The 20296-nt window shown below is 67.6% G+C and carries 15 protein-coding genes and 1 rRNA gene; 8 read left to right on the top strand and 8 right to left on the bottom strand.

What is annotated here, in order from left to right; translation table 11 throughout:
• Window positions 1-148 precede the first annotated feature (148 nt).
• From NQ034_RS15460 to efeU, 5 genes are all read right to left on the bottom strand, one after another.
• The gene (locus tag NQ034_RS15460; RefSeq protein WP_257049935.1) at window positions 149-1036 is read right to left on the bottom strand and encodes a hypothetical protein; all 888 of its coding nucleotides are present in this window, start codon (window positions 1034-1036) and stop codon (window positions 149-151) included.
• A 176-nt stretch (window positions 1037-1212) separates the two neighbouring features.
• The gene (locus NQ034_RS15455) at window positions 1213-2703 is read right to left on the bottom strand and encodes an MDR family MFS transporter (protein WP_257049934.1); all 1491 of its coding nucleotides are present in this window, start codon (window positions 2701-2703) and stop codon (window positions 1213-1215) included.
• 136 nt (window positions 2704-2839) lie between these two features.
• Window positions 2840-4111: a Dyp-type peroxidase gene (locus tag NQ034_RS15450; protein ID WP_257049933.1), complete on the bottom strand. Its 1272-nt coding sequence runs from the start codon at window positions 4109-4111 to the stop codon at window positions 2840-2842.
• Window positions 4112-4307: 196 nt separating this feature from the next.
• The gene (gene efeO, locus NQ034_RS15445; protein ID WP_257049932.1) at window positions 4308-5519 is read right to left on the bottom strand and encodes an iron uptake system protein EfeO; all 1212 of its coding nucleotides are present in this window, start codon (window positions 5517-5519) and stop codon (window positions 4308-4310) included.
• 49 nt (window positions 5520-5568) lie between these two features.
• Window positions 5569-7194: an iron uptake transporter permease EfeU gene (efeU, locus tag NQ034_RS15440; RefSeq protein ID WP_257049931.1), complete on the bottom strand. Its 1626-nt coding sequence runs from the start codon at window positions 7192-7194 to the stop codon at window positions 5569-5571.
• A 181-nt stretch (window positions 7195-7375) separates the two neighbouring features.
• Here efeU and NQ034_RS15435 point away from each other — a divergent pair, with 181 nt between their 5' ends.
• From NQ034_RS15435 to NQ034_RS15410, 6 genes are all read left to right on the top strand, one after another.
• On the top strand, window positions 7376-8002 hold the full coding sequence (locus NQ034_RS15435; protein ID WP_257049930.1) for a DNA-3-methyladenine glycosylase I: 627 nt from the start codon (window positions 7376-7378) through the stop codon (window positions 8000-8002).
• Between the two features lie 46 nt (window positions 8003-8048).
• Complete coding sequence (locus NQ034_RS15430; protein WP_257049929.1) at window positions 8049-9404, top strand: SLC13 family permease; 1356 nt, start codon at window positions 8049-8051, stop codon at window positions 9402-9404.
• Window positions 9405-9827: 423 nt separating this feature from the next.
• Window positions 9828-11273 carry an MFS transporter gene (locus tag NQ034_RS15425; protein ID WP_257049928.1) on the top strand — a complete coding sequence of 482 codons (1446 nt, stop codon included), beginning with the start codon at window positions 9828-9830 and terminating at the stop codon, window positions 11271-11273.
• A 176-nt stretch (window positions 11274-11449) separates the two neighbouring features.
• The gene (locus tag NQ034_RS15420) at window positions 11450-13195 is read left to right on the top strand and encodes an AMP-binding protein (RefSeq protein WP_257049927.1); all 1746 of its coding nucleotides are present in this window, start codon (window positions 11450-11452) and stop codon (window positions 13193-13195) included.
• 78 nt (window positions 13196-13273) lie between these two features.
• Window positions 13274-14809, top strand: coding sequence for an aldehyde dehydrogenase family protein (locus NQ034_RS15415; protein ID WP_257049926.1), 1536 nt, complete (start codon window positions 13274-13276; stop codon window positions 14807-14809).
• Window positions 14810-14880: 71 nt separating this feature from the next.
• Entirely contained in the window at window positions 14881-15597 is a 717-nt protein-coding gene (locus NQ034_RS15410; RefSeq protein WP_257049925.1) for a DUF6226 family protein, read from the top strand.
• A 45-nt stretch (window positions 15598-15642) separates the two neighbouring features.
• Here NQ034_RS15410 and NQ034_RS15405 read toward each other — a convergent pair whose 3' ends face one another.
• Window positions 15643-16776, bottom strand: a complete 1134-nt coding sequence (locus tag NQ034_RS15405) for an LOG family protein (protein ID WP_257049924.1) — start codon at window positions 16774-16776, stop codon at window positions 15643-15645.
• A 253-nt stretch (window positions 16777-17029) separates the two neighbouring features.
• Between NQ034_RS15405 and NQ034_RS15400 the strand changes: the two genes are divergently transcribed.
• Entirely contained in the window at window positions 17030-17659 is a 630-nt protein-coding gene (locus NQ034_RS15400; protein WP_257049923.1) for a DedA family protein, read from the top strand.
• Window positions 17660-17822: 163 nt separating this feature from the next.
• Here the strand turns inward: NQ034_RS15400 and NQ034_RS15395 are convergent, their stop codons facing one another.
• The gene (locus tag NQ034_RS15395; RefSeq protein ID WP_257049922.1) at window positions 17823-19121 is read right to left on the bottom strand and encodes an amidohydrolase; all 1299 of its coding nucleotides are present in this window, start codon (window positions 19119-19121) and stop codon (window positions 17823-17825) included.
• Window positions 19122-19291: 170 nt separating this feature from the next.
• Between NQ034_RS15395 and NQ034_RS15390 the strand changes: the two genes are divergently transcribed.
• Entirely contained in the window at window positions 19292-19936 is a 645-nt protein-coding gene (locus NQ034_RS15390; RefSeq protein WP_257049921.1) for an NAD(P)-dependent oxidoreductase, read from the top strand.
• Window positions 19937-20215: 279 nt separating this feature from the next.
• Here NQ034_RS15390 and rrf read toward each other — a convergent pair.
• A 5S ribosomal RNA gene (gene rrf / locus NQ034_RS16545) occupies window positions 20216-20296 on the bottom strand; the annotation flags it as partial.

Below are 20296 nucleotides of genomic sequence, written 5' to 3'. Positions count from 1 at the left end.
ACGTCCGGTGACTCCGAAGCCGCCCCACGTCGTGGGTATCAACCTGCCGGAGCACGAAGCAGTCAGAAACTAGCCCGAGTGACTCCACACAGCTTGACACAGAGCGGTGTTGCAGGTTTGCGCATGTAATGACCCGGGACCAGCCCAATCACCCCAGCAGCGAGTGCAACAACAGGGGTTCGGTGCCGGCCAGCCCCCGCGAGAGGAAGATCCGGTGCCCGGTCGCGGGGACCTTGGCCCGGCCGGTGGCGATCTCGCCCAGAGAGGCGATCGCCAGTCCCGGCAGCGAGCCGGCGCCCTGATCGTACTGGGCGGGCGAATCGGTGTAGAGGAACGCGTCGTGGGCCAGATCGGCCGGCAGCTCCGCCCCGGTGCCCAGGCTGTGCACAATCGCGTCCGGCGTCAACCAGTCGGTTGCCAGCACGGGTTCGTCTGCGGTCGTCGCGCACAGCACGATGTCCGCTCCGGTTACGGCCTCGCGCGCGTCCGAGGCGGCACTCGCCTGCGCCAGATCGAGTTCGCTCCGCGCGCGCTCAGCCAGGGAGTCCCTGTGCTCGGCGTTCGGCGAGTAGATGCGCACCTCGCCGGCGTGCAGGCCGTCGACCCCGGTCAGGGCCCACAGCTGGTGATACGCCTGGATGCCCGAGCCGATCACGGCCACGGTCACCGAACCCGCACCCAGGGAGCCCGCGGCCAGGCTCAGCGCCGCTCCCCCGAGCGCACCCGTGCGCCGCGGCCCCAACAGGGTCCCGACGAACACCGCATCGACGCTGCCGGTCACGGCACTGTGGGCGACGACGACCTCCTGCGGAGCACTGAGCTTGGGGCGCACATAGGCACGGTAGCCCAGCACCTCGGACGTCCCGCCGGTGGTGAAGACCAGACGGTCGGCGCCTACCGGGTCCACGTCGACGTTGATCCGGCTGGGCGCCTCCAGTCCACCGCGGCCGTGTTCGGCCACGGCCTCGAGCATGGTGCGAACCGCATGTGCCGGGGTCAGTTCGGCTGTGATCCTGTCATCATCGAAAAGCTCCATGCCACAAGCCTACTTGCAGCCGGACGGCGTTCCCCCGCGTTTCACCGCGTGGTCGTTTTCGGTCCACGGCTGCAGGGCCGCGGGCACCGGAGTGGCCGCCCGTCTGCAAAGCCACACATCCGCAGATCCACCCGCACCTGGGCTCACACGCAGCGCCGCTGATACGACCGAATGCCTCAGATCACCTCGCGCTCGGGATGCCCTGCACCACCGGCAGCCGGGCCCGCGGCGCCGTCCTCGTCTTCCTCCGGCTTACGCACGAAGAAGGACAGCACGACCGCCGCCACAGCGACCACCGCGGCGATCAGGAAGGCGGCACGTGCACCCGGGGCCCCGGCCTCGGGCACGGACAGGCCGCGCGAGGTCCCCGCAGCCAGGATGCCGGAATAGGTGACCGTCAGCAGGGCGACGCCGGCCGCGCCGGCGACCTGCTGCAGGGTGTTGAGCACCGCGGACCCGTGCGAGTACAGGCGCTTGACCAGCGAACCCAGGGATGCTGAGAACAGCGGGGTGAAGCACATCGCCAGGCCCAGCGACAGGATCGTCTGGGCGATCATCAGCAGCACCCAGGAGGTGTGCTCGGTCAACGTCGCATAGTAGAACAGAACCGCGGTGGCGGCCACGGAACCGGGGACCAGCAGGGTGCGGGGGCCCCGGGCGTCGTAGATCCGACCCATCATCGGGCCCAGCAGGCCCATCAGCAACGAGCCCGGCAGCAGGATCAGGCCGGAGACCAGCGCGGACAGACCTGCGACGTTCTGCAGATACTGCGGCAGCAGGGTCAGGGTGCCGAACATCGCCAGCGCCACGATCGCCATGATGATGACCGCGATCGTGAAGTTCTTGCTGCGGAACACGCGCAGGTCCAGCAGTGCGGCCTCGCGGCGGGTGAGCGCGATCTGGCGCCAGACGAAGAGGGCCAGGGCCACGATGCCGGCGGCCAGCACGGAGCCGGCCAGTTCGACCTGGCCACTACCGAACTGGCTGAGACCGAAGACGATCCCGCCGAAGGCCAGCGCGGACAGCACCACGGACAACACGTCGAAGGGGGCCTTGCGGATCTCGCCGATATTGCTCAGCCACTTGGCGCCCACGAACAGCGCGATGATCGCGATCGGCAGGATGATGCCGAACAGCCAGCGCCAGCTCAGCGCGTTGAGCACGGCGCCGGCCAGGGTCGGGCCGATCGCCGGAGCCAGGGACATGACCAGGCCGACCCGGCCCATCATCCGCCCACGCGATGCGGCGGGCACCATGTTCATGATCGTCGTCATCAGCAAGGGCATCATCACACCGGTGCCCAGCGCCTGGACCACACGACCGGTCATCAGGAGGACGAAGCCGGGGGCCACCAGGCACAGCAGAGTGCCGACGGTGAAGGCCACCATCGCGGCGATGAACACCTGGCGGGTGGTGAAGCGCTCCAGCAGGTAGCCGGTGATCGGGATGACCACGGCCATGGTGAGCATGAAACCGCTGGTCAGCCACTGGCCCAGTTCCGGCGACAGGCCGAGGTCCCGGTTCAGGTGCGGGATCGCGATCCCCATGGTCGTTTCGTTGAGGATCGCCACGAAGGCGGCGATGAGCAGCACCCAGATCACGCCCATATTGAGCGTGGGCGCGGCGTGTGAAGCAGAAGACGCAGAAGATGCGGACGGTGCAGACATAAGAAAACTATTATGCCACTCTTCCACCCCTCACCAGAAGTTCCACTACGTCCCGAATTGTCGAAATCCGGGCCGAAACCCCGATATATCGACATTTCGGGACGTAGTGGAACGACGTAGTGGACCTCAGAAGGGCTCAGTCGAACAGTTCCTGGCCGATGTAGCGACCCTCGGCCGGGCGCGGGGGCAGGCAGAACAGGCCGGTGCCGCGGTAGAACACGTATTCGTTCATCAGATCCCCGAAATCCAGGCGCTGTTGCAGGCGCACATAGTGTTCCGGATCGTTGACATAGGCCAGGAAGTGCAGACCGGCGTCCAACAGCCCGCGTTCGTTCAGGCCGTCGGTGTAGTTGTACGGCCGGCGCAGGATCATCACATCGTCGTTGTTCTCCGGGGCCGACAGCGCGATATGCGAGCGGTGCGCGATCGCGGTGCCGTCATCCTCGCCGGCCGCGGCGAAGTCCGGGGTATCGAATTCCCCGTGCCCGGTCAGCGGTGCGCCGGAGTCCTTGTGCCGACCGAAGATCCGGTTCTGGTCGTCGATCGGGTCCGCGTCCCAGGTCTCCAGGTTCATCTCGATCTTGCGGCTGACCAGGTATGTCCCACCCTGCATCCAATCCACATCGTCGTCGTCGACCCACACCCACTGCTTGAACTGCTCATCGGTCTTGACATTGCGCGTCCCGTCCTTGAACCCGAATAGGTTGCGCGGGGTGTCCTGGCCCGCCTGGGCCGAGGCCCGGCCGAAGCCGATGATCGTCCACTTCGTGGTCGCCTGGGTCCTGGCCATCCGGGTCAGCACGCGGATCGCGTGATAGGCCACCTGCGGATCGTCCGAGCATGCGTGCAGGCATACGTCCCCACCCACATAGTCCTTGTCCAGGGTCGCATCGGAGGAGAACTCCGGCAGGTTCTTGAAGCGCTTGGGCCGTTTGGAGGCCAGATCGAAGCGCTTGTCGAAGATCCCCGGTCCCAACCCCAGCGTCACCGTCAGGTTCGCCGCGGGCAGGCCCTTGGCCTCGCCGGAGTCCAGCGGCTGGGCGTTCGCGCGCTCCGGCTCGATCACCGACAGTGCTTTGCCCTGCATGAGTGTGGCGATCGCCGCCGACCAGCGGGCCAGCAGCACCTGTAGCTCGCGCCCCGTGGCGATGTCCAGGTCGTAGGACATGAAGACCGAGTACTGCGGCGGCGGGGTCTGCACCCCGGCCTGGCCCAGCGGGCCGCCGGCCGTGCGGTAGAAGGGCACGGTGTCCTGGCCCGAGGCCCCCGCCGAGTCACCGCCGACGCTCCGGGTGGTAGCCACGGACACCCCGCTGACCAGGCCGCCAACCACCAGTCCGCCGACCCCTCCGGCCAGCAGACCGCGCCGGCCGAATCCGGCGGGTCCGGAATCCTCGCTCTTCGTCATGTTCACCATCCTAGAAAACCCGATTCAAAACCCGCCGGTGGTACCACTTGCGCTGGGTGGCACGAGATGCGCGCGCATCTGATGCCACCCAGCGCAAGTGGTACCACCGAAAAGGCGCGGGCACCCAACCCGAGGGGCACCCGACTTGCGAGTACCACCGAAAAGGTGCGGGCGCCCGGCCCAGGGGACCGGCAGATCAGCCCTGGTGGGTTGCGATCTTCTCCGCCAGCTTGGCCAGCGGGTCCTGCAGCTTCTGCACCGACTGCGACAGCTTCTTCGAATCGGACTTGCGCAGTTCCGGCGTCCAGGCCTTGAAGCCGCCCGGCACGGACTTGTCGCGGTAGCCGTCCAGCGTCGTGTCGACGTTCTTGAACTGTTCGTCGATCTGCTTGACCAGGTCGACGTCGATCTTCTCCAGCCCCGGCTTCAGGTTGCTGAAGGCCTGGGCCGCACCCTCGACGTTCGCCTGGAAGTCCAGCAGGTCGAGGTGGCTGAAGGCCTCCTCCTCACCGGTGATCTTGTTCGTCTGAACCTCTTCGAGCAGGCCGGCGGCGCCGTTGGCCAGGTCCTCGGGCGTGTAGGTCAGCTTCTTGACGATGTCATCGAGCTTGACCGTGTTCGCCGCCAGGTCCTTGGCGTACTTCTTGGTCCCGTCGGTGATCTTGCCGGACTTCCACAGATCGCGCTCGACCGCGTGGAAGCCGGACCAGCCGACCTTCTTGTCGATGTTCGAGGCGCGCATATCGATCAGGTAGTCCAGGAACTGCGAATTGTCCTTCGGGTTGCCGAACTGTTCGACGGCGGACTCGGCCTTCTCGTAGAACGGACGGGCGGTGGCGTAGGCCTTCTTGGCCGCGTCCACATCACCGGAGTCGACGGCCTCGGAGAGCTTCTTGGTCGCGTCGACCATGTAGCCGACCTGGTCCTGGACGTACGCGCCGTAGTCCTTGGCGCCGGCTTCCAGCAGGGTGCGGGTGTCGCCGCTGGGCTTGACGGCCTCGCCGGTGACCTTGAAGTCGATCTCCTCGGGGTCGCCGTTGGGGCAGTAGAGTTCGTAGTCCCCGCCGTCCAGGTTGACGCTGAAGGACACAGGAGCCAGACCCGGCGCCAGGTTCTCCTTCTCGCCCAGGATCCGGTTCTCCTGCAGCAGTTCGACCTCGATGATCGAGGACGCGGACTTGTTCTCCACGTTGAAGGTCGTGGGCCCGGCGGCCACCTCGGTCGCCGAGGTCGTGCAGACGTCCTTGCCGTCCTTGTTCTCCATCGTGATGTTGACGGTGTTGGCACCGGCCGAGGCGCTGCCGGCGGCCTTGGCGCCGTCGCCGCCGCCGGTGCCGCAGGCGGCCAGGGACAGCGACACGGCTGCCAGGGACGCCGAGGCCACGATGGCCTTGAGCTTGCTCTTCATAGTGTCTCCTTGTTTCAGGGGTTCGGGGTTCTCGGGGGCTCGGATGCCCTCAGGAACCGTTTCGGGTGGAAGGTTCTGCGGTGGCGGTGCTGCGTGCCAGTTGACGGCGTTGGCTGTAGCCCACATAGCCGGCGTAGAGGGCGGCGAGGACGAGCACGACCGGCAGCCAGACCTTGTAGAGCATGAGCTCCTTGGCCTGCAGTTTGGCGCCCGTGATCCCGTCCTTGGTGGCCTGTGCGGCCTCGGGATCGAGGCCGGCGGCCCCACCGGTCAGGGTGATGACCTTCTGGGTCTCCAGGCCACCGCCGGAGAGTTTGACGATCGTGTTCGGCGCGACCTGCGCGTCGACGATGCCGCCGTCGTAGGTGGTGACGCTGGCGTTGGCGCCGGCGGCGAGTTCGGCGGTGAACGGGCCCGGATTGCGCTGGGCGTTGACGCCCACCGGCAGCCGGCCCCCGTTGAGCTCGAGCAGCTGGTCGATCGTCAGCCGCTGCTTCTTCGCGGCACCCAGGTCCGGTTCGCGGCTCGTCTTCCAGGTCCGGAAGGCGGTGCTGCCACTGCTCGTGCTCACATCGTCTGGACCGAACTCATAGCTCGTGGTGCCCGAGGCGTCCCCCGAGCCACGCTGCCCGCCGGAGCTGCCGGACCCTTCGGATCCGCCCTGCCCGCCGACGGTCAGTTTCGCGTGCGCGTCGTCCGTCTGCTCGAAGCTCAGTTCGCTGCCATCTGCCGTGGTCACCCGACTGGCGGGGACCTCGGCCGCGGGCAGGCGCACGAAGGCCGCCATCCCGATGGCCACCAGTGCCAGTCCGGCGGCGAAGCCGAAGGACACGCGTGGGGCCAGGGCGGGGCCGGGGGTCCAGCGGGCCGGCCAGAGCAGGACCGCGAGCATCGGGAGGAGGAATAGGAAGTAGCCGATCACCTCGATCACGCGCGGATCGGCTGGAATGCCCAGCACGCCGGTGATGAGCGCCGAGCGGATGGTGCCGGGCTGGGCCAGCCAGCTCAGGTCGACGGTGCGCTGTTGGCCGATTTGGATCCAGGTGGCCTCGTGGGCGGTGCGCAGGCAGCTGACCACCAGGCCGGCTGCGACGAAGACCAGGAAGGGGCCGGTGATTTTGAAGAAGCGGCCCAGGTTCATCCGCACCCCGCCGGTGTACAGGCCCCAGCCGATCAGCGCGGCCAGGACGAAGCCCAGCACGGAGCCGAGCGCCGCCGGGCCCACCGAGCTGGAGGCCTGGAAGGTCGCCAGCAGGAAGACCGCGGATTCGAAGCCCTCTTTGAGCACGGCGAGGAAGGCCATGAGCGCCATCGCCCGGCCCCCTCCGCCGGCGCGGGAGGATTTGCCCTTGGCCAGGGCCGCGTCGGCTTCCTGCTCGAGGTCCGTCTTCATGCTGCGCGCATGGTCGCGCATCCACAGGATCATGGTGGTCACGAAGATGACGGCGACCGCGCCGATGACGGTCTCCAACATCTCCTGTTCGCGCTGCGGCAGCGCCTGGGCGACCAGTTCCAGGGTCACGCCCACGGCGATGGAGATGAGAATGGCGGCGATGACGCCCCACCACATGGCCTTCAGCGATTCGCCGCGGCGTTTGAGGAAGGTAGCGACGATGCTGACGATGAGCGCGGCCTCGAGGCCTTCGCGCAAACCGATGACGAATGTGGGTAGCACGGGTTCCTTCCCTGGCCGGTAACGCAGCCATAGACAGCCATGTAAACGTGCTCATGGCTTTGCTAAGCCTTGCCTGGGCGTTTTCATCGTACAGCGATTCGGACACGCGCTATAGCTCTTCGTCGGTGTATTCCCGTGAAAACGCTCACACCGGCGAAAAGCCGAGCCGTAGGCTGTGAGCATGGAGGCTGTGAGCATGGAACACGATGACACCGGCGATGACACCAACACGGTAGTGGGCGCCGACGGCCTGCGCCGCCCCGCCTGGGCGGCCACCGACCCGCTGCTGCGGGAGTACTACGACACCGAATGGGGCATGCCGGTGCGCGATGAGCGCGGCATGTTCGAACGCCTCAGCCTGGAGGCCTTCCAGTCCGGTCTGTCGTGGGCGACGATCCTGCGCAAGCGCCCTGCCTTCCGCGCGGCCTTCGCCGATTTCGACCCCGAGGCCGTGGCCGGCTTCGGCGACCGGGAACGGGCCGCGCTGCTGGCCGACGCCGGGATCGTGCGCAATCGGATGAAGATCGACGCGACGCTGGACAATGCGCGGGCCACCCTGGCCCTGCGCGAGCGGGGCGGGCTGGCGGACTTCGTCTGGGGCTTCCAACCGGACACCACGCCGGCCCCGCGCACCCTGGCCGAGATCCCGACCTCGTCCCCGGAGTCCGTCGCCCTGGCCAGGGCACTGAAGAAGGAGGGATTCCGGTTCGTCGGCCCCACCACCATGTTCGCGCTGATGGAAGCCGTCGGCATCGTCGACACCCATCTGCTGGACTCCCACCGGCGGGGCTCGTCCGGCATCTGGTGACACACTTAATGTGCACATGACACTAAGGTGGGGCTAAGGTGGAGTCATGCTTCCGGAAATCGTCGGCGTGACCGGCCTCGTCATCATCTTCGTCCTGGCCATGTGGCGCGGCATCAACATGGGTTTGGTGGCCCTGGCCGCGGCCTTCCTGGTCGGCACCTTCTACTTCCACCAGGAGGCCGAGGACATCGCGGCCCAGTTCCCCACCAAGCTGCTGGTCATCCTCATCGGCGTCACCTTCTTCTTCGGCCTGGCCAAACTCAACGGCACCGTCGACCACGTGGTGCACGCGGCGATCAGGGCCACCCGCGGCCATGCCTGGGCCATTTCGTGGGTGTTCTTCCTGCTCTCGGCCCTCATCGTGGGCTCGGGCGCCCAGTCCACGGCGGTCGTGGCGATCCTCATCCCGCTGGGCCAGGCCTTCGCGCAGCGCTATCGGATCTCTCCCCTGCTGATGGGCCTGGCCGTGCTCAACGGCACCAATGCCGGCGGCTTCTCGCCGGTGGCCGTGTACTTCAACATCGTCAACACCGTGCTGTCCAAACAGCACATCGACGTCGACCCCACCGGCGTCTTCATCTGGACCTTCATCGCCAATGCGGTGATCCAGGCGGTGGCCTTCCTGGTCCTGGGCGGGCCGGGCCTGATCCGCCGCGAGCGCGCGGAACGGAACTCCCGCGCCCGGGTCCTGGCCGCCTCGGGCACGGCGGGCTCCGCCGGTTCCGCAACCGCCGGCACCGCCGTTACCGGCGCGGTGTCCGAGGCCCCCGCCGCCTCGGGCACCGCCGATCCGTCTCTGGCCCCGGCCACTCCCTGGGGCGCGAAGAACACCATCACCGTCGTGCTGTTCGCGGCGATCCTGGGCCTGGGCCTGTTCGCCCGGCTCGACGTCGGCTTCCTGGCGATCGTCGCGGCGGTCGTGCTGCTGTTGATCTACCCCGGGGACGCGAAGGCCGCGGTGGCCCGGATCGAATGGAACGTCATCCTGCTGATCGGCGGCATCGTGACATATGTCGGGGTATTGCAGGAAGCCGGCGTCGTCGACACCATCGCCGGCGGCGTGGCCGGGATCGGCGCCCCACTGCTGGCGGCCCTCGTGCTCATGTACATCGCCGGCGTCGTCTCCGCCTTCGCCTCGACGAACGCACTGTTCGGGGTCCTGGCCCCTCTGGCCGCTCCCCTCCTGCTGGCCGGCGGCCTGCCGGTCACCGGGTTCACCATCGCGATGTGTGTGGCGGCCTCCGCAGTGGACTCCTCGCCGTTCTCCACCGGTGGCGCACTGGTCGTGGCCAATACCGAGGAGTCAAAGAAGGACGAGACCTTCCGCGGCATGATGATCTGGGGCATGGCCTGTGTGGTGGTGGTGCCCGTTGCGGTCTGGCTGGCGTTCATCGTCCCGTGATCGAACAGACTCCCCTGCCGAATCCACCCCATTCCCGGCACCGCTGACATAGCATGTGATTATTCTTACCGAAAGGGGAGAACCCTTGCGGCGTCTGGGATCCAGGGGGTGGAAGCGCGGGAATAAGGGCCGGGTGACTTGTATTGAAAACCCGGTGATCTAAAGTGGAGACAGAAGTTCCGTGGCACAAGCCGCCTTTTCACCGGCGGCCCCACTGCGGACAGGCAAGTGTTCACCCAGGGAACAGGGAGGCTGCGCTTCGTCGAGGAACAGATCCTTTGAGCGTACCGGGAAGGTCCCGGATCAAACAGTGCACCGGCCGGCGATTATTGCCCCGGTGCCCCGGTTTCAGCGCCGCGTCGACGTGGTCCGCGCGCTGTACTTTCCGCCTCGCCGCCCTGGTTCTGGTTGCTAGGAGGAAGCATGTTCGGTCCGCATAGAAGGAAGAAGCCCTGGAAGGCCGAGGACGTCACCGTCACCGAGCCCAAGGAGATCAAGCGCGCCATTAACGCCGCTGCCATCGGCAATGTGACCGAATGGTACGACTTCGGCGTCTACGGTTATCTGGCCGTTGTGATCGAGGGGATCTTCCTACCCAAGGACTCCGGCCTGGTCGGCCACATCATCGTCGCCGGCCTGTTCGCCGTGGCCTTCCTGGTCAGGCCGTTCGGCGGCCTGTTCTTCGGCCCCCTGGCCGATAAGATCGGGCGCAACAAGGTGTTGGCCATCACCATGATCATGATGGCGGCCGGCACCTTCATGATCGGCGTGCTGCCCGACTACGCGACCGTGGGCATGCTGGCCCCGTTCCTGCTACTGGCCTGCCGCCTGGTCCAGGGCTTCTCCACCGGTGGCGAGTACAGCAACGCCATGACCTTCATCTCCGAATACGCCCCGGACAGGCGCCGCGGCTTCTTCGGCAGCCTGCTGGAGGTCGGGACCTTCGGCGGTTACGTTATGGGCGCGACCATGGCCACGGTCATGCAGGCCGTGTCCTCCGAGGACTTCCTGTACACCTGGGGCTGGCGCATCCCGTTCTTCGTCGCCCTGCCGCTGGGCCTGGTCGGCGTCTACCTGCGCTCCAAGCTGGGCGACACCCCCGCCTTCGAGGCTCAGGAGAAGGCCGAGGCCGCACAGCAGAACACCGGACAGCCGGCCAAGAAGGAGAACGCCTACAAGGAGATCTTCAAGCTGTGGCCCAACCTGCTGGTGGGCGGTGGCCTGGTGGCCGCCTGGAACATCGCGAACTACATGGTCACGGCCTTCATGCCCTCCTACTTCCCGATGGTCGCCGAGATCGAGGGCAAGGCCGGCATCTCCAATATGTCCAGCCAGATCCTGCTCATCATCGTCATGGCCGTCTGCCTGGTGCTCATCCCGGTCTTCGGCCACGCCTCCGATCGGTTCGGGCGCAAGGCCGTGATCCGCACCGGGGCCATCGGCATGATCGTCCTGTCCATCCCAGCGGTCATCCTGGTCCGCGGTTCGAATGACATCGTGGTGCTCATCGGCCTGCTCATCATGGGCCTGAGCCTCATCTGCTTCTCCGCGACGATCCCGTCGACCCTGCCCAGCCTGTTCCCCACGAAGCTACGCGGTGGGGCCTCGGCGATTTCCTTCAACGTCTCGATCTCGCTGCTGGGCGGCACCACCTCGGTGGTCATGACCTCGCTCATCGGCGCCACCGGCTTCCTCATGTGGCCGGCCATCTACCTGATGGCCGCCGGCGTCCTGGGCCTGGTGTCCGTGCACTTCACCCCGGAGTCCAACGGCAAGCCACTGTGGGGCTCCACCCCCTCGGCCACCTCGCCGGAGGAGGCCGAGGAGGTTGTCGCCGAGCTCAACAAGGAGCTCGAGCCGGCGCGCTGAGGCTCCGTGGCCGGCCGCTGAGCCGGCCACTTCCTCTACACCGGGGCCCGGGGGCCGACTGTTGTCGGCTCCCGGGCCCCGGTGCGTTGGAACACTGGCATCCCGTCATGTGATGTGGAACACTGGAAAACAGTCAAGGACGACTGTTCCAGTGGATCGAGTACGACGAGGTACATATGAGCACCAACCACACCGACCCTGCGACCCGTCAGGGGACCTCCACCGGGGACACCGGCCTGATCCCGGCCTGGGTGCGCCGCAATCATTGGATGAACCAGGTGCGCATCCATGCACTCATGGCCCCGGACGAACCGGCACTGAAGGCCGATGGCCACACCACCACCTGGGAACAGCTGAACGCGCGGATGGACTCCCTGGCCGCGGCACTACAGCGCCGGGGACTGCAAACCGGCGACCGCGTCGTCCTGCTCACGCTCAACCATGCGGAGGCGATCCTGGGCGTGCTTGGCGTCAACCGGGCTGGCGGCATCGCCGTCCCCATCAACGCCCGCCTCACCCCGCCGGAGATCGCCTATATCGTCGAGGACGCCGACGCCGATACGATCATCGTCGACCGGGCGCTGGCCCCACTGGTCGCCGGCGTCACCGGGATCAGCGAGCGGCTGCGGCGCATCATCGTCGTCGACCCTGGCGGGGTCGCGGCGGGCGACGCAGGGCAGGCCGCCGCGGCGGCCTCGGCCGCGGAAACCACAGCAGGTGCCGAGGCCGGTACCGCAGCCGGCGCACTCGAGGCGATCGGCGGGCTGCCGACCGAATCCTTCGCAGCCCTGGCAGCCGAGGACCCTGCGGGGTTCACCGCCGTCGATGTCGCGGAGTCCACCGTCTGCCTCATCATGTACACCTCCGGAACCACCGGGCGGCCCAAGGGCGCAATGCTCGACCACATCAACATGTTCGCCCAGGCCGGCACCACGAACTCCGGGCGCACCGACCCGCGCCAGGACGTCGTCATCCTGACCGCTCCGCTGTTCCACATCGCGGCCTGGGGCCAGGTCGCCGCGAACCTCGTCAGCGGGGCGCCCACCATCGTCTACCCGCTGGGCGGCTTCGACCCGGTGGACCTGCTCGACACCTATGAGCGCGAAGGGGCCACCGTCGTGTTCAACGTGCCCCAGCAATGGCAGGCGATCTGCCAGGCGGTCGCCCGCGGCAAGCCGGGACGCCCTGGCGAGGTCAAGGGCGAACCGTGGCGGCTCAACCTCAAACACCTGAGCTGGGGCGCGGCCCCGGCCAGCGAATCCGTGCTGCGGGCAATGGAGGAGACCTTCCCCGACGCCGAGGTCACCGCGGCATTCGGACAGACCGAGATGTCGCCGGTGACCTGTTCCCTGGACGCCGAGGACTCGGTGCGCAAGATCGGTTCGATCGGCAAGCCCATCCCGACGATGGCCGCGCGCATCGTCGATCCGGCGATGAACGATGTCACCCCAGGCGAAGTCGGCGAACTCGTCTACCAGGGCCCCAACCTCATGCAGGGCTACTGGCGCAAACCAGAAGAAACCGCCAAAGCCTTCACCGGCGGCTGGTTCCACTCCGGAGACCTCGTCCGCGCCGACGACGAGGGCTTCCTCTACATCGTCGACCGCGCCAAGGACATGATCATCTCCGGCGGCGAGAACATCTACTGCACCGAAGTCGAAAACCTCCTCTTCGACCACCCAGCCGTCTTAGAAGCAGCCGTCTACGGCCGCCCCGACGAACGCTGGGGCGAAGTCCCCATCGCCGCCGTTGCGCTGCGCGAAGGAGCCCAGCTGACCCTGGACGAACTGCGCACCTGGCTCGACGACCAACTGGCCCGCTTCAAACAACCCAAGGACCTCGTCTTCGTCGACACCCTGCCCCGCAACGCCTCCGGCAAGGTCCGCAAAGTCGACCTGCGGAGGGCCGACGCCGCGGACTGAGATCCACGGACGGCCGGGACGGGCGGGGCAGGGGCCACGGGCGCGGGGGCCTGCCAGTGGGGACCGTAGACTGGTGATATGCCACTTCTTCAATCCCTGCAGGCCGGTCAGCCCGTCCCCTTCGGCGGAGACCGCTTCTCCACCGTCTCCCCCGAACTCGCCGCGGCCTTCCGACCCGGCGACCGGCTGTACGTCGTGCAGTCGACCGGCAATCTGCTGCACGTCACCGCGGACGTGCACGCGCTGGTGACCGATTGCGTGGACCAGGCCGCCAAGGCCGCAGCAGCTCTGCGCACCACCCCGGCCGCCCGCGTCGTGAAGTTCTACCGGGTCTTCGCCGAACGCCTCGTCGAGCACTGGGATGCCATCGCCTCGGCCAATGCCGCCGACGTCGACCGCGCCCAGGTGCTGGGCCGCTCCACCACCCGCCTGCGGGTCGATCGGCGGATGCGCGAGGACATGGTCGCAGGCCTCGAGGCCTGGGCCGATCTGGTCGAATCCCAGGTCGAGGCGGGCCAGTCGGGCCTGGCAGGCGAGGAACTCGACTTCGTCGACCACGGCGACTGGCAGGTCGCAACGGTGACCGCCCCGCTGGGCGTCATCGGCTTCGTCTTCGAGGGCCGCCCCAATGTCTTCGCCGACTCAGCCGGGGTACTGGCCACCGGCAACGCCGCGGTGCTGCGGATCGGCGGGGACGCCCTGCACACGGCACAGGCGATCGTCGACCACGCGCTTGCCCCGGCCCTGGCGGAATCCGGGCTGCCGGCCGGCGCGCTGAGCCTGGTGCCCAGCCGTGAGCGCTCGGCCGGCTACGCCCTGTTCAGCGACCGGCGCGTCTCCCTGGCCGTCGTGCGCGGCTCCGGGCGGGCCGTCGCCGAGCTGTCCAGCGTGGCCCAGCAGGCCGGAATCCCGGTGTCGGCCCATGGCACCGGCGGCGCCTGGCTGTATGCGGACCTCGACGCCGATGCCGAGCGCTTCGCCGCAGTGGTGTGCAACTCCCTGGACCGCAAGGTCTGCAATACGCTGAACGTGGCCGCGGTCTCCCGCGCCAGGGCAGAGGAACTCCTGCCCCTGCTGGTGCAGGCGGCCGACCGGGCGGCCGCCGGGCTGCGCCCCGGCGCACGGGCCCGTATCCATGTGGCGGCGGGCAGTGGCGCGCCGCTGGGCCTGGGCTCTGCACCGGAGTCGACGGACACGATCGACGTCGTGCGCGCCGAGGGGGTCGTGGCAGAGCCGCGCATCACCGTGCTGCCGATCGACGAGCTGGGCCATGAGTGGGAGTGGGAGGGAACGCCGGAGCTCAGCGTGGTCGTCGTCGAGGACATGGACGAGGCGGTCGAGCTGTTCAACGCCTACAGTCCACAGTTCGTCGCCTCGCTCATCAGCGAATCGCCGGAGGCCCATGAGCGCTTCCGCGCCGGGGTCAACGCGCCGTTCGTGGGCGATGGTTTCACCCGCTGGGTCGACGGCCAGTACGCCCTGGGCGAGACCGAATTAGGCCTGTCGAACTGGGAGCGCGGACGGCTGCTGGGCCGGTCCGGAGTGCTCACCGGCGGAGATCTGACCGCCCGCCGCATCTTCGCCCACCACGCGGACCCCGCCCAGCACCGCTGAGTGCGAGCGTGTGAGGAGAGGAACTTAGGGGAGGGTTCCCGCGGCAAGGGCAGGCTATATACAATGGGGGCATGGAGCAGATCACATTGGATCGCCTAGCCGGCGTTTCTCCCGCCTGGCAGGCCATCCTGACCCAGGTGGATACGGTCTCCGCAGAGCTCGGAGTCGCCGGTGCCGCCTGGCGCAATCCCCACGTCAATCGGTCCGGCGTCTACACCGCACCCCCGTTCTCCTCCTACAGCCGCTATGACGACCTGGACCGTTTCCGCATCCTGTGGTCGCGTGCCGCGGCATGGGAACAGGTCATCGCGAAGAACGGTTGGGCCCAGGTTGCGACGCCTGCCCAGCGCGCGGCAATGGACTGGGCCGCCCAGCCCGGCGCCCGGCCCGTCTCCGTGACGGTCCTGCGTCCGGCGCGCCGCGGGGCCGCTCCCCTGACCCTGGCCCGCACCGGTGCCGAAGAGGGTCTGACCCCCGGCATCATCGTGGGCATGGGCAATCGCATCACCCCCATCAGTGTGCTGCCCGAGTGCGGCTGCAACGCCTGCGATGAGGGCTCCGAAGCCGTCCTGGCCCAGCTGGACTCCGCGATCATGACGGTCCTCGACGGTTCCTGCGAGGCCGTGGTGACTCGCGATTCGACGAAGATCCGCACCCCGTTCGGGACCCGCAGCACGCAGTGCGCACCTGATGAGTGCAATAACTGTCCGCTGCTCATGCGCCCGGCCGCCTGGTTCGCCGATTGGGCGCCCATGCCGATGACCGCCATCCACGGACTGGCCGCCTGAACGGGTTTCTCTACCCGCCCCAGCGGTTTCCGCCTCGCGGTTTCCCTAGCCCTGAGCGCTGGGCAGATCGGCCAGCGCCCGGATGATCCGGTGCAGTTCGCCCACCGCCCGGCGCGAGGGGCGCAACACGATCCGCGGCAGGTCCAGGCGATCCTCATCCCTGACCTCGGCCGGCAGCGGCTCGGTCCGAGCGATGGCCCCGTCTTCGTGCGTCAACCCGGCGAAGCGCTGGGACAGGTCGGCGACCTCGGCGTCGGTGGGAGTGTGCCGCAGCCGGAGCACCAGGCGGTCCCCCACCCAGCGCAGACTGTCGTAATTGCGCCAGAAGCGGGCGATCTCGGCTCCTGCGGCCTCGGCTGAATCGGTGATGAGCACCCGGTCCAGATCACCGGGCGTGATCATCCCGTATGCTTCGATGTCCTTGCGCACGAATTCTTCGAAACCGCGCCAGAAGGTTCCTCCTGGTCGGTCGAGCAGCACGATCGGCACGGGTTCGGACTTGCCGGTCTGCTGCAGGGTCAACAGTTCGAAGGTCTCGTCGAGCGTGCCGAATCCCCCGGGCAGACAGATGAAGGCACTCGATTCCTTGACCAGCATGAGCTTGCGGGTGAAGAAGTACTTCATCGAGACACTGCGCTCATCGCCGGTGATGAGCTGATTGGGCTGTTCTTCGAAGGGCAGGCGGATCGAGACGCCCAGCGAGTTCTGGACCCCAGCACCCGTCGCCGCCGCCTCCATGATGCCGGGTCCGGCGCCGGTGACGACCATCCAGTCATGGGAGGCCAGGGTCGCCGCCACATTCTCGGCCGCGTTCCACAGCGGATCGTCGCGCTGGGTACGGGCCGATCCGAAGACCGTGGCCTTGCGGACGCCTGAGTAGGGGGCGAACAGGTTGAAGGCGGTGCGCATCTCCTCAATCGCCGCCGCCGCGATCTTCGCGTCGAGGCGCCGAGCGCCGTCTCCGCCCAGGCCCAGCCCGGTCCTGATGATCCGCCGGACCAGATCCTTTTGATTCGTCGCGCCCGAGGCCGCAATCAGTTCCGCGATCCCCGCTTCGATTCGCTGGGCCGGGTCCGGGGCTGCTGCGGTCGTTTCCTTACCGGGGGCCGGGTCTGTGGCATCGATTGTGGTGTGGGTGCGGGGCAGGGCGTCTCCATTCCTTAGATGATTCGTGCTCATGCCCCCCAGACTAGCCCGCCACACTGACACCCGGCCGGGTACCGGGCGACGCCATGGCCAACACGGGGCCAACACAGGGCCAACGCCGGTTCAACAGTGGGTGGGCCGGCGGTGGGTGGTCCGGGAGTTGATGGCCGGGGAGCGAACAGGCCGGTGCGATCCCGGAAGCTCACCGTGTATTCTCCAGACTCTCACATACCAACGGTCGGTGAATCGGCCGGGGGCCTGCCGCGGGCCCGGTAGGCTCGTAGGCATGGAGATGAACGCCGTCGCCCACTGGGCAGTGACGCTCATGGAAAGACTCGGTGGCCCGGGAGCGGGACTGGCCATCGCCCTGGAGAACCTGTTCCCGCCGCTGCCCAGCGAGGTGATCCTGCCATTGGCCGGCTTCACCGCCAGCCGGGGCTCCTTCACCCTGCCGGGGGTCCTGTTCTGGACCACCCTGGGTTCTGTGGTCGGAGCGCTCATGCTCTACGGCCTGGGAGCCTGGCTGGGGCGCGAGAGGACCCGCAAGCTGTTCGGCGCGATCCCGCTGGTGAAGGTCGAGGACGTGGAGAAGACCGAGGCCTGGTTCGACCGGCACGGGCCCAAGGCTGTGTTCTTCGGCAGAATGGTCCCCATCTTCCGCAGCTTCATCTCGATTCCCGCCGGCGTCACCCGCATGTCCCTGCTGCGCTTCACCCTGCTGACCACCCTCGGTTCGGCCATCTGGAACACGATCTTCGTATGCGCCGGCTTCTACCTGGGCGAGAACTGGCACGTGGTCGAGGAGTACGCCGACGTCTTCCAGAAGATCGTGATCTTCGCGGTGCTGGCCTTCCTCGTCTGGTTCATCGGCCAGCGCATTCTGCGCCGCAAACCCAAACGCAGTCCGCGGCACTGACCCTCCCCCACGGTGGGGGACCAGACTGCGCTACCCACTACTCAAGCGCCCCATCTGATCAGTGGCTCCACAATGGCATGTGTGACTCGATAACTCATGAGTTTTCGAGCCACGCATGTCATTGTGGAGCCACTCCGGGTGTACGCGGGGCCGAGGCGGCGGTTCAGATCAGCGGTTCGCCCGCCTCGGCGACGATTCGGCCGCCGGAAACCACGAGCTCGCGCCGCGGCACCCTGACCAGGGCATCGGGCACGTTCTCGGCGTCGATGAGCACCAGGTCCCCCACAGCGCCGGGCACCAGGTCGTGGACCTCGCGCCCCACGAAACGCGCCGCACCGGAGCCGGCCAGGCGCGCGACCTCGGTGAAGTCCTCGTCATAGCGCACCCCGTGGATCCGGGCGAACTCCCACGCCACGCGCAGGATGTCCCCGTCGCCGTACGGCGACCACAGATCACGGATGCCGTCGGTGCCCAGGCCGATCGGAACCTCGTGGGCGGCCATGTCCCGCCAGGGCAGAGGCGCGGCCTTCACCGGCGCCACCGTCGACCAGCTGATGCCGAGTTCCCCGAACTGCTCGACCAGCGACTGCTGCCGGGCCGCGGGCAGGTCGCCGAGCCCGAAACCGTGGGAGACGTTGACCCGCCCCTGCAGGCCCAGCGCTCTGGTCCGTTCGATGATGAGCTCGTACTCGAAGGCACCCAGCTCCGCAGGAGAGTGCAGGTGGATGTCCAAGCCACAACCGTGCCGGTCCGCGATCGCGAAGATCCCATCCAATTGCCCCACCGGGTCGCGGTCGATCGCGCAGGGGTCCAACCCGCCGATGTAGTCCGCACCCTCGGCGCCCGCGCGATCCAACAGGTCCAGCACTCCGGGCCGGCGCATCACGCCGTCCTGGGGGAAGGCGATGATCTGCACGTCGACCGCGCCGGACAGATTCGCAGCCGCCTGGCGCACGGCGGCGATCCCGTCGAGTCCCACACCCAGGTCGACGTCGACATGGGTACGGGTCGCCGTGGTGCCGTGGCGCAGGAATTCGCGCAGCACCGCCTCGGTGGGTTCGATGCCCGGGATGCCGAGGCGCGCGCGCTCCGAGCGTTCGTGGGCGATGCGTCCCTGCGTCGTGGCCTCGCCACCGTAGGGCTCCCACGGCTGTCCCCACCAGCTCTTGTCGACGTGCGCATGGGCGTTGATGAAGCCGGGCAGGGCCAACAGCCCACGGCCGTCGACAACGGTGGCAGCCGAGGCCGCGGCACCGGAGCCGACCTGCGACGCCCGTGCGGCATCGCCAGTGCCAGGGGTCCCCTGTGTCGCGTGACCGGTGCCGGACGGACGAGCGGCGCTGAAGACGCCGTCGACGATGTACAGGTCAGTCGGGGCACCGCCCCACGGGCGGACGTTCTCGACCACCAGGGTGCGATTGGAAGTGGCAGCGTCTGGCCGGGGCGCAAAGGGTTTGTCCATAGAGCACAGCCTACCGATCCTCGGCCGCCAGGCGTCGACCATACGGCCGAGGCGCGGCGGTTTCCACTGAAGATTTCCGCGGGTGCGGAATAGCCCCCGATGCTCACACGTTCATCTCTCTGGAGAGGTCCGGCCATCCGGGTTCGGGCCACTGAACCGAGGAGGACGATATGCGGATCGGTGTTATCGGCGCGACCGGCATGGCCGGGTCAGCCATTTACAAGGAGGCAGTCAAGCGCGGCGAGGACGTCGTCGCTCTGGTGCGCGATGCGCAAAAGGCGCAGGATGTGTTGGGCGCCTCGGGCGAACAGGTGCAGGTTGTCGACGCCTTCGCGCTGACGTCTGCGGACCTGGAGGGCTTCGACGCCATCGTCGATGCCTTCGCCACTGCGCCCGACCTGGCCGAACAGCACATCGAACTGGCCAAGCACCTGGTGTCGATCGCGGGTGCCACGAAGCCGCGTCTGGTGTTCATCCTGGGCGCGGGTTCCCTGCTGGCCGGCGAGGACAAGCACTTCCACGTCGAGGACATCGCCAAGGTTCCCGGCTCCGAGGCCTGGATCAACATTCCCAGCCAGCAGAAGTTGGAGCTGGACTACCTGCGCACGGTCGAGGGCGTCGATTGGGTGGGCGCCAGCCCACAGGACGCTTTCATCCCCGGCGAGGCCACAACGCCCAAGCTCGGTGGTGATGAACTGATGTTCGCCGCCGATGGGAAGTCCCATACGACCAACGGCACCATGGCGATCGCGATCCTGGACGAGCTGCAGAACCCGCAGCACCGCAACACCCGGTTCACGGCGTCCGACGCCTGAGCGCCTCCGCCCCTGCTGGTGGTGGCTCCACACACGCGCCGGTGGCAGCAAAACCCACGAGTTCTGCTACCACGCACGCACGTGTGGAGCCACCCCCGACCAAGCACGCCCAACCAGGCACCCCCACAGAAGTCACCCGGACACCAAACCGGGCGGGCACACAGCCGGCCACACGGGTCCACACACCCGCCCGTGAATGCACAAAAAGAAGAGAGCCCGCGTGCGAGCCCCACCCCACCAGGGCGGCTCAAGCACACAGGCTCCCTCATATACAAAAAATTGCGGCGGTGACCTACTCTCCCACACACTCCCGCATGCAGTACCATCAGCGCAATCGGGCTTAGCTTCCGGGTTCGGAAA

The organism is Brevibacterium moorei (assembly GCF_024580735.1).
In the GTDB taxonomy this organism is placed as follows: domain Bacteria; phylum Actinomycetota; class Actinomycetes; order Actinomycetales; family Brevibacteriaceae; genus Brevibacterium; species Brevibacterium moorei.
Note: the sequence above shows the minus strand (reverse complement) of the source record. Positions and strands in the feature narration are given on the sequence as shown.